Source organism: Succinimonas amylolytica DSM 2873, assembly GCF_000378405.1.
Lineage (GTDB): Bacteria > Pseudomonadota > Gammaproteobacteria > Enterobacterales > Succinivibrionaceae > Succinimonas > Succinimonas amylolytica.
Genome location: NZ_KB899637.1, coordinates 694,999 through 704,451 on the forward strand (window position 1 = coordinate 694,999; position 9,453 = coordinate 704,451).

Below are 9,453 nucleotides of genomic sequence, written 5' to 3' on the forward strand. Positions count from 1 at the left end.
AGTGCAATATCTTCAGAACTTGCCGATTTATCTGATGATTTTTCTCCATTGTCTGTCGAGTGGTCTGCTTTTAGTTCTTCAATCGATGCAGTCCTTTTGATTTGCTTTTTCTTTTGTTGCAATCCAAACACTCCGTACTTAAGATACTTTTTTCTCCATGAATAGATTATAGTACGTGAAACCTTTTCATCTATAGCAACATCGCGAATATTTTCAGTTCCTTCAAAGCAACGTTTTAGAATCTTAAGCTTATGCTCGGCAGAGAAACCATCATGATTCATTTTCACCTTTAGGTGACGTTTACTAACTCCTAATGGTTCGATATCAGGAAATTTACCTCCTGTTGCTTCTCTCTGGTTAATCCATTCATACATGGTATGAGCAGTTGGATAACCTAATTGACGAACGGTAGGAACAATTTTTTTTAGTCTGTCATAAAGCTTTAAAGCCGCCTTGATTTGCTGGACGGTATATGCCATAGATCACCTCTTTAGGTGTCCAGTTTTTTGTCCGCATCCCCTTCCATGGACGCGGTGTTTTCAGAAATGCAGAAATCACTTCGGGTAGTCGGGGACGGAGAGAAATTTGCTGATCTGGTGATTACCGTAAATGTAGGTCAGGAAAACGAATGCATTTATCTCATTGAGCTTAAATACGTCACCAAGACTGATGCCACGGAAGCCAAAATTCAAAATACTATAAAGGACGCAACGGCTCAGGTTCAAAGATACAAGTCTGCTATTGAGTTCAGGGACAGACAGATTAAGGCCTACGCCATGGTATTTGTTGGTTCTGAGTGTGTGCACTGCGGGTAATTATGCCAATAACATATCAACGATATGCTCAACGAGCAGATGAAGAGTTTAGAAAAGAGCATGAGTAAATGAAGCCTGAAATGGAAGCTATCAGAAAAATTGTGTTCATGCAGGCATACTGCAATAGTTAATCAATCAGGCATCAATCATGAGGTTGTATCTATACAGGTTAATGACATCAACAAACGGAGCAGAAAAGCCCGTTCTGCTTAATCATTATTGGGAATGACCTGATTAAGGTTCTTGAATGCTCTTATCAGGTGTTCAAGAAACTTTTCGACTATAGGTGTGAAAACCTGAAATTTTCGCCAGATTAAATATGTCGGGGTACTGAGTTCCGGATACAAAGGGATCCATACAAGCCCGTTTCCCGGACTGGTATCAACCAGCCCTTTGTATGTCAGCATAACTGCAATATTTTCCCTGACAAACCTGGAGCCGTTATAGGCAAGATTAACCGTATCCGTAACTTTAAGTTCGTTTGCCCGATCACCGCACCAGCCTGAAATTTCCTCAGAGAGTCCCTGTGTTGAGATAATTATGTTATGAGGAAGCAGATCATCAATGGTTATTTTATCCATAGCTGCCAATGGATGATCCCGGCGAACCACCATTCCCCAGATGTCGTCAGCCGGGTAGCGGATGTAGTTGTATCTGTCGGTATCCGGTAAACCTGAAATAATCACAAAATCAAGAAGACCTCCGTCCATCTTCTTGGTCACCTGTTCAGTCATACCGCTGATGACATGACAGCGTAATCCTGGATACTTACGGCGGAAGGCAAGCAGTTCCCGGGCGAAGATATCGATGTGACAGGTTTCCGGAGCGCCGATATGAACATCTCCGCCGATTATGTCTTCGATATCTCTGAATTCCTGTTTGGTTTTATCCACGAGAGAAACTATGTCTTCCGCTCTTTTACGGAGTAATAAGCCTTCCTCCGTGAGCTTCATTCCACCTCCAATCCTTTCAAAAAACGTACACCCGAATTCAGCTTCCAGCTCTTTCATCTGTTTGGAAAGGGCTGACTGGGTAATAAACAGCATTGCTGATGCCCTTGTCATGTTTCCTGTTTTGGCTACCATGAGAAAATTCTTAAGCAGTTTCAGATCCATTTTCTGGGATTCTCTGATCTAAATTTAATTTAGTATTATTCCATAATGGAATAATGTGTTATGAATTTTTACCATTTGTAATTATATGATAATTTTCTTACACTTAAGAAAAGGAAATCGGAATTTATGTATCAATTCTCAGATTCTTTATTAGTGAATTCAACAAATTGACGTCATAAAAAAATGGGAGGTAGTTATGAAACCACTCAAATTATTAGGTGCTTTAGTTGCAGCGGCAATGCTTACGGGAGTAACAAACATCATGGCATATGACATTCCTGTATCTGTTATATCAGATGCTTCACAAATGAAGAAATCTTCAATAGAAAACCTGAAGGATGATACCAGAGTTTTCAAAATCAATAAAAACATTCAGGTTATGAAGGTCGTTTTCACAAACCACTACGGCTTTGATGTCGCCGGACATCTGTATCTGCCAGAAAACTTTGACAGTTCAAAAAAATACAGTGCTGTAGTGATTTCCGGCCCGTTCGGTGCAGTCAAGGAACAGGCATCAGGTCTTTATGCCCAGGAACTGGCATCAAGAGGTTTTGTAACAGTAGCCTTTGATCAGTCTATGACCGGGGAATCCGGAGGGAGCAGACGCGATATGGCCTCTCCTGATATTTTTACAGAGGATTTCAGTGCAGCAGTGGATTTTATCAGTAATCTGAAGTTTGTTGATCCTGAAAAAATAGGTGTGGTAGGGCTGTGCGGTCTTGCTGGAATGGCTATCACAGCAGCTTCAAATGATATAAGAATCAAAGCTGTTGTGACATCAGCAATGTATGATATGTCAGAAAGCATCAGCGATCACTACAAAGGAGATTACTACACCGAAGAACAGCGTAATATTGTCAAGAAACATCTGGCTGCTATGCGTGATGCAGAGGCTAAGAAGGGCGGTTTGATAAGGGGAGCTCATGAAATAGCCGTAGATGCAGAAGGCAGAGTTCAGAATTATGAAACTATGTTTCCTAACAAGCTTCCTGATGATGCCAATCCGGTGATTAAAGATTTCTTCGGATACTACGTCGGAAGGGCCTACCATCCGCGGGCAATCAATTCCAACACATCTGCCTGGGACTCTACTGCTCCGTACGGATTCTTCAATTTCAGGCTTATGGATAATATAAAGGAGCTGACACCTCGTCCTCTCATGCTGGTTACCGGAGACAGGGCGCATTCCAGATATTTTTCAGAAGATGTGTATCAGAAGGCGTCAGAACCTAAAAAACTGATCGTGGTAAAGGGAGCAACTCATGTGGATCTGTATGATCAGATGGATAAAATACCATTTGATGAAATTGATAACTTCTTCAGAACAAACCTAAAATAAAAGAGTAGAGAGTGGCAGTTTTTTTATACGATAATAGTTTGGAAAACCTGACGTAACATAGAAGCATATTATAGACAGGCTCATGATCTAATGGAGGCTCTCCATACGCATGGGCTTTTTTCATACCTGTACATAATTGTGTTATAAATATACGAGTAGCAGAGATAGTGGCGACAGTGTTACAACAAATTTCAATAGCTTAAAACATAAAAGATAGTGAATTCGGAGGGGGATGCGGTGTGGAATTCTGGATGAAGACCATGCCATTGAATGGGCGATAAAGAACGCCAACAATTAGTACGGAGCTTAATTTTTTATAACCAACGTGCGTATTTTCCGAAGGATTGTAATCCCGAACTCAGAAGTTGGCGATATTATTTCATCAATACTCGCTATCGGGATTACCCAGGGCTTATTTGAGTAAAATAAACACTGAATCGAAACTTTTTTTGTGAATGTTCTGTGCAATTATTTTGAATTTATGGTGACGTTAACTTTGTTGTCCTTTAAGATGTTTGAAAGGTGAGCATTTGGAAGAATTTAGGTACGGCAACATGAAAAAATTTATTTTAAAAATTTCCTTTTTTATAGCTTTATTCGGGTTGATGTCAGATTGTTTTGCTAAAGATTCTTTAGTGATTTACTTTTCCAGAACCGGTGATCAGTATAAGGTTGGTAATATAACGGAAGGAAATACAGCAATAGTAGCAAAAATAATTGCTAGCCAGAAAGATGCGGATATTTTTGAGATAAAGCCTGTAAATGATGATTACAATCTTCCATATAGAGAACTTACAGAGTTAGCCAATGATGAACTGGAAAAAAAGGCTCGTCCGAAATATCAGGGAGCTTTGCCGGATTTATCTGAATACAAGGAGATTTATATCGGCTCTCCTATCTGGTGGGGAAACTACCCGATGATTATGTATACCGTTTTTGAAAATAATGACTTTAACGGAAAAACTTTAATACCTTTTGTAACCCATCAGGGAAGCGGATTGTCTGGTTTGGATGCCACGCTGAAAACTCTGTTTCCTAAATCACTGGTAAAGAACGGTATAGCGGTTCGTGGTGAGGATTGTCAGAATAACAGGGATAATGTTAAAGAGCAGGTTTTGAAGTGGCTTAAATCCATAGAATAAGGAATGCATTATGAGAAATTTAACTAATCTGTTCTGCTGCTTTGCTTTAACAGTATGCGGAACCTGTTATGCGACAGCAGATATGAAGGATACCGGAAACATGAAGGAAGAAAAAAGAATTGTGCAGACGGCAGGAAGAGATAATCTAGGTGCATTTGCCCCTGATTTTGCTCATTACAATGATGACGTCCTTTTTGGTGAGAACTGGAACAACAAAGATATTTCTCTAAAAACAAGAACCATAATCACGGTAACTTCGCTGATGTCCCTGGGGATTACTGATTCCTCCATGAAGTATCACCTTGAGAATGCCAAAAAGGCCGGTGTAACCAGAGAAGAAATTGCAGCTATCATTACTCATAATGCTTTTTATGCAGGATGGCCTAAGGCATGGGCTGTTTTTAACCTTGCAAAGGAGGTTTGGAACGATAACGCTGCCACTGCTTCTTCTGAGAAAGACAGGTATGCCCGAACCATAATGTTCCCTGTAGGAGAACCGAATACCGCCTATGCAAAATATTTCATAGGTCAGAGCTACCTTGCACCGGTTTCTGTAAGTCAGGTAAAAATATTCAATGTAACCTTTGAACCAAAATGTCGTAATAACTGGCATATCCATCATGCCCAGAAAGGCGGCGGTCAGATTTTAATTGCTGTTGGCGGCCGCGGTTACTATCAGGAACAGGGCAAGGCTCCAGTAGAGATGAACCCTGGTGATGTAATAAACATTCCGGCAAATGTAAAACACTGGCACGGAGCCGCTCCGGATTCATGGTTTTCTCACCTTGCGATTGAAGTTGAGGGAGAAAACACCTCCAATGAATGGCTCGAGCCGGTTACTGACGAGGATTATTCCAAACTCAAATAGTTTGATCAATGATTTCTACTTTGTAAAGAATCAACCAGCACATATGGATATCAGTTTTATCAAGGATGGTGAACGAATGGGTAAAGGCTTATGTTGCGGTTTATTTACCGCGTGTTTGACAATGATGGGTATAGGTACGGCTATGGCAGAGGACTGGGATAAAACATTTCCAAAATCAGATAAGGTAGATGTTCAGAAAATTGAATTTACGAATCGGTATGGGATTACCCTTGTTGGTGATTTGTATATACCAAAGGAGCACAAAGGTAAATTACCGGCAATAGCTGTTTCCGGTCCTTTTGGTGCTGTAAAGGAGCAATCCAGCGGTCTGTATGCCCAGACACTTGCCGAACGCGGCTTTATCACTCTTGCATTTGATCCGTCATTTACCGGAGAAAGCAAAGGAACCCCGAGAAATGTAGCCAGCCCGGATATCAACACAGAGGACTTTTCTGCTGCGATTGACTATCTGAGCAACAACAGCAACGTTAATCCCGATGCTACCGGTATTATGGGGATCTGCGGTTTTGGTGGTTTTGCCCTTAACGCTGCCGCAATGGATACTAGAATCAAGGCGACTGTGGCCGTAACCATGTATGACATGACAAGAGTTTCAGCAAAGGGCTATAACGATTCGGTTGATGCAGATGCCCGCCATGAAATGAAAGTAGCTCTCAACAAACAAAGAACTTTGGACTATGCCGGCAAAACATTTAAAACGGCAGACGGTCTGCCAGAGACTCTGTCCGGAAATGAACCGCAGTTCGTTAAGGATTACTGGGGATACTACAAGACCAAACGCGGATTTCACCCACGCTCTATAAATTCCAACGGGCACTGGAACATGACGTCTGCTCTTTCCCTAATCAATATGCCGATCCTGCAGTATGCTGATGAAATCAGAACTCCGGTTCTTGTAATTCACGGAGAGAAAGCTCACAGCCGTTATTTTGGTGAAGATGCTTTTAAAAAGCTCAAGGGTGATAACAAAGAACTGCTTATTATCAAGGATGCAAATCACGTAGATTTGTACGATAACTTGGAAAAAATACCGTTTGATAAGATTGAGGATTTCTACAAAAAGAATCTCAAGTAACATTAACCAAAACTAAGCTTTAACAAAAGATCGCTTCGGCGGTCTTTTGTTATGGAATCCACATCAGTTGATCTGTTTGAAAAAGAATAGCAAAATGGTATTACTTCCATGAAACGGAACTAATACAAAGGATAGAACAATGATATTGATGAAGCTGAAACTTGATAACTACATGGCTTTCAATGACTTTGAGATGTCCATGACTTATGCAAAAAAAATCGTTGGAAACCAGATGACTGAATGCCTTAAGGATCATCTGAATTTCAGGTATAAAAAACTGAACATTCTTATGGGCGCCAATGCCTCCGGTAAAACCTCCATCGGCAGAATGCTACTGAACATTCTTAATTTCATTGCCAGGAAGGAATATGCCAGTATCGCTTCATGTATAAATGACTCTAAGAAAGATGCAAAATTTGAGATCCAGTTTGTCGTAAACGATGACTTTTACAGGGTTTCCTCGATAATCAAAGGAAAGAAGGTAAGCAAAAACTATTCAAGCAGTGATTTTCTGATAAAAGTTGAGCAGACAGAAATCGGCAAAAGCGACACCTACGAAAAGACACTGGAAAAACTGGATTCAAACTCAGACACCGGTTACTGCAGCGACTACATCAGAGAACTGGAAAAAATTAAACCAATGTCATGGGCTTTTGAGTTTTCACGGGACAGTGAAAATCTGGCTGCAAGCTATACCCCAAAAAATGAAGAGAGATATCTGCAGATTCTGAAAAATACCCTCCAGGCTCTGGATCCCCTTATTACTGATGTCGAAAAAGTAAAGGAAGTGAATGATACCTATGTTATCAAGATTGGCGGAAAACAGGTGATAATCAAAAACGGGATCATTGTCGATGACGGGCTTCTTTCCAGCGGAACCAGAGAAGGTGTCAGTCTGGCAAATATGTTTGCAGCAATGGTAAGCGGAATGTATTCATTCTTTTATTGTGATGAAAAGTTCTCGTTTATCCATTCCGACATTGAAAAGGCATTCCTGTCACTAATGGTGGAAAAGCTGGAAGGAGACAGACAGCTGTTCTTTACCACTCATAATACGGACATTCTTGACATGAATTTTCCAAAGCACAGTTTTAATTTTCTGCGCAAAGAGATATTTGACGGAGTCTCTTATATTTCCGTCATCAATGCCGGAGATTACATCAAGAAAAACAGAGATTCAGTGAAGACTGCTGTGCAGAATGATCTGTTCTCATCTGCTCCAATGTTGGAAAAAATATTTGCATTAACGGATATTTAAATGAAAAAAGCTTCCGGAATATTTCAATACTATGTAGAAGGCGATGATGAGAAGAGGTTAATTGAAGTTCTTAAGACCGACATGCGCCTGATTATCCCCGGTAAGGTCCAGATTCTGAATGTCGTGCAGGAAAGACTGACTGATCTGAAACTGAGAACATTACAGGATGGAACAACTTTAGTTTTTGTTTTTGATACCGATGTGGGAGATCCTGCAATCCTTAATGAAAACATCAGAAAGGCAAAAAAATCTTCAAACATAAAGGATGTTTATTGCGTACCGCAGGTGAAAAACATCGAAGATGAACTGATTAGAGCCATGGGGCTGAAAAACATTGAAGAGTTTCTGAAATCAAAAAGTAAAAAAGATTTTAAAAGAGATATGCTCAAGGAGCGAAACCTAAAGAGTAAATTTGAGTCACATCATTTTGATATTCAAAATCTCTGGGCTATGAATCCTGCAACGCCGTTTGATAAGATTACTAACCATTCAAAGAAAATCAAAATCTAAATTAAATTACAACAGGAGCTTAACGGCTCCTTTTTTATACCTAAAGAGATCGCTTCGGCGGTCTTTTTTATGCCTGTAAGGAGGTGAGCAGATGGCAATAGTGCCGAATAAGGTACTGCTACAGCTCGTTAATGCCTTCTCGGCTCTCAATATCACAGGTGAGGCACACCTAAAAAACTAATCCGGGGCAGTTTCGTATTCAGACTGGCGGTGAGAATTGCCCGGGAGCTTCACCGCCCGATTTCGGAGGTTCTTGAATACCCCACCACCGAGTTCAACTACTGGTCGGTGGTTTTTCAGGAGGAATACTACGAGGCGCATCAGAAAGAGAGATACAAAAGCGGTACGACTAAGCACGATTGTGCAGATGAGATTGCGATGTTTAAGAGAATGATGAATCGAAGGTAAATATCGATGACATAAAATGCATATTGGTTTAATACTTTGCGGATAAACGTCAGATAAATGTTGAATAATCCGCGTATAGTCGTTAAATTAGATGGCAGAAAGAAAGGTTTTGACATCAGCTCCTCTTAAGTTCAATTGCATATCACGGATCAAAATTCAGTGCTGTGGTAAATAAAATGGGAATATCATGAAGTTTGGAGAGGTTAAGTGTTATGGGTAACATTCTGAATCCCAGTAACGATAACAGTTTTATCAATCTGGTTAAAGCCAGAGATACTAGAGTGTTTGTTGATAAAACGGATTTTTTAGAAAAAACTAACGCACTCTTTAATACTGATGGTAAGCTTTTGGCTGTAACCCGTCCCCGCAGATTTGGAAAAACTGTAACCGCTCATATGATTTCCGCCTATTATTCCAAAGGATATGCCGGGCAGAATATTTTTGACAAACTTGAAATAGCTAATAGAGCCAGTTTTGCAGAGCATCTTAATAAACATAATGTCATCTACATTGATATGAATACCATTGACGGTCTGTTTGACGGATATTCCAACAAGAAACAGAAAGTAGAAGGTGTTAATGATTTGGTTGACTATTTTGAGTACTCAATAATTAAGGAACTAAAATCCAATGATATTTTTTCAGCATGTCTTGAAAAGCATCAGATTGAAAATACCGGTCTTCTGGAAACTTTGCTTGCGATTACTCAGGATTTGAATACCAAATTCATTTTTATTATGGATGAATGGGATTTGGTGTACAGGGAAAATTGTAACAATGAAGCTTTACAGAAAAAATTTATTAAACGGGGATGCGGACAAAAAACTGGACATATATTACTCAGATTGTTCCCTGCTAAGTCTGTACTGAACAGGACTCAATCCACCTAATGTATTTTTAAT

The 9,453-nt window shown here is 40.1% G+C and carries 10 protein-coding genes; 8 read left to right on the top strand and 2 right to left on the bottom strand.

Annotated elements, in window-relative coordinates:
- Window positions 1-479 (bottom strand): transposase (locus F557_RS19910; RefSeq protein WP_019002600.1); only part of this gene is annotated, 479 nt, incomplete at its 3' end.
- A 66-nt stretch (window positions 480-545) separates the two neighbouring features.
- On the opposite strand from F557_RS19910, the gene F557_RS0112700 reads away from it, so the two are divergent.
- Window positions 546-815: a PD-(D/E)XK nuclease domain-containing protein gene (locus F557_RS0112700; protein ID WP_245539410.1), complete on the top strand. Its 270-nt coding sequence runs from the start codon at window positions 546-548 to the stop codon at window positions 813-815.
- Window positions 816-1,024: 209 nt separating this feature from the next.
- Here the strand turns inward: F557_RS0112700 and F557_RS0112705 are convergent, their stop codons facing one another.
- A complete protein-coding gene (locus tag F557_RS0112705; RefSeq protein WP_019002602.1) occupies window positions 1,025-1,930 on the bottom strand; it encodes a LysR family transcriptional regulator in 906 nt (301 codons plus the stop codon).
- 307 nt (window positions 1,931-2,237) lie between these two features.
- Between F557_RS0112705 and F557_RS0112710 the strand changes: the two genes are divergently transcribed.
- From F557_RS0112710 to F557_RS0112750, 7 genes are all read left to right on the top strand, one after another.
- Window positions 2,238-3,269, top strand: coding sequence for an alpha/beta hydrolase (locus F557_RS0112710; RefSeq protein WP_052310524.1), 1,032 nt, complete (start codon window positions 2,238-2,240; stop codon window positions 3,267-3,269).
- A 554-nt stretch (window positions 3,270-3,823) separates the two neighbouring features.
- Window positions 3,824-4,411, top strand: coding sequence for a flavodoxin (locus F557_RS0112715; RefSeq protein ID WP_019002604.1), 588 nt, complete (start codon window positions 3,824-3,826; stop codon window positions 4,409-4,411).
- Between the two features lie 10 nt (window positions 4,412-4,421).
- Window positions 4,422-5,279 carry a carboxymuconolactone decarboxylase family protein gene (locus F557_RS0112720; RefSeq protein WP_019002605.1) on the top strand — a complete coding sequence of 286 codons (858 nt, stop codon included), beginning with the start codon at window positions 4,422-4,424 and terminating at the stop codon, window positions 5,277-5,279.
- Window positions 5,230-6,375, top strand: a complete 1,146-nt coding sequence (locus tag F557_RS0112725; RefSeq protein ID WP_245539411.1) for an alpha/beta hydrolase — start codon at window positions 5,230-5,232, stop codon at window positions 6,373-6,375. The genes F557_RS0112720 and F557_RS0112725 overlap by 50 nt, the downstream gene beginning before the upstream one ends.
- 139 nt (window positions 6,376-6,514) lie before the next feature.
- Window positions 6,515-7,633: an AAA family ATPase gene (locus F557_RS0112730; protein ID WP_026297912.1), complete on the top strand. Its 1,119-nt coding sequence runs from the start codon at window positions 6,515-6,517 to the stop codon at window positions 7,631-7,633.
- On the top strand, window positions 7,634-8,143 hold the full coding sequence (locus F557_RS19915; RefSeq protein ID WP_019002608.1) for a hypothetical protein: 510 nt from the start codon (window positions 7,634-7,636) through the stop codon (window positions 8,141-8,143).
- Between the two features lie 620 nt (window positions 8,144-8,763).
- The gene (locus tag F557_RS0112750) at window positions 8,764-9,441 is read left to right on the top strand and encodes an AAA family ATPase (RefSeq protein WP_019002611.1); all 678 of its coding nucleotides are present in this window, start codon (window positions 8,764-8,766) and stop codon (window positions 9,439-9,441) included.
- Window positions 9,442-9,453 lie beyond the last annotated feature (12 nt).

Excerpts from the sequence above, each read along its gene's own strand:
- F557_RS0112700 (WP_245539410.1), top strand. The coding sequence starts at position 546 with ATGCAGAAATCACTTCGGGTAGTCGGGGACGGAGAGAAATTTGCTGAT.
- F557_RS0112705 (WP_019002602.1), bottom strand. The coding sequence starts at position 1,930 with ATGGATCTGAAACTGCTTAAGAATTTTCTCATGGTAGCCAAAACAGGA.
- F557_RS0112710 (WP_052310524.1), top strand. The coding sequence starts at position 2,238 with ATGAAGAAATCTTCAATAGAAAACCTGAAGGATGATACCAGAGTTTTC.
- F557_RS0112715 (WP_019002604.1), top strand. The coding sequence starts at position 3,824 with ATGAAAAAATTTATTTTAAAAATTTCCTTTTTTATAGCTTTATTCGGG.
- F557_RS0112720 (WP_019002605.1), top strand. The coding sequence starts at position 4,422 with ATGAGAAATTTAACTAATCTGTTCTGCTGCTTTGCTTTAACAGTATGC.
- F557_RS0112725 (WP_245539411.1), top strand. The coding sequence starts at position 5,230 with ATGAATGGCTCGAGCCGGTTACTGACGAGGATTATTCCAAACTCAAAT.
- F557_RS0112730 (WP_026297912.1), top strand. The coding sequence starts at position 6,515 with ATGATATTGATGAAGCTGAAACTTGATAACTACATGGCTTTCAATGAC.
- F557_RS19915 (WP_019002608.1), top strand. The coding sequence starts at position 7,634 with ATGAAAAAAGCTTCCGGAATATTTCAATACTATGTAGAAGGCGATGAT.
- F557_RS0112750 (WP_019002611.1), top strand. The coding sequence starts at position 8,764 with ATGGGTAACATTCTGAATCCCAGTAACGATAACAGTTTTATCAATCTG.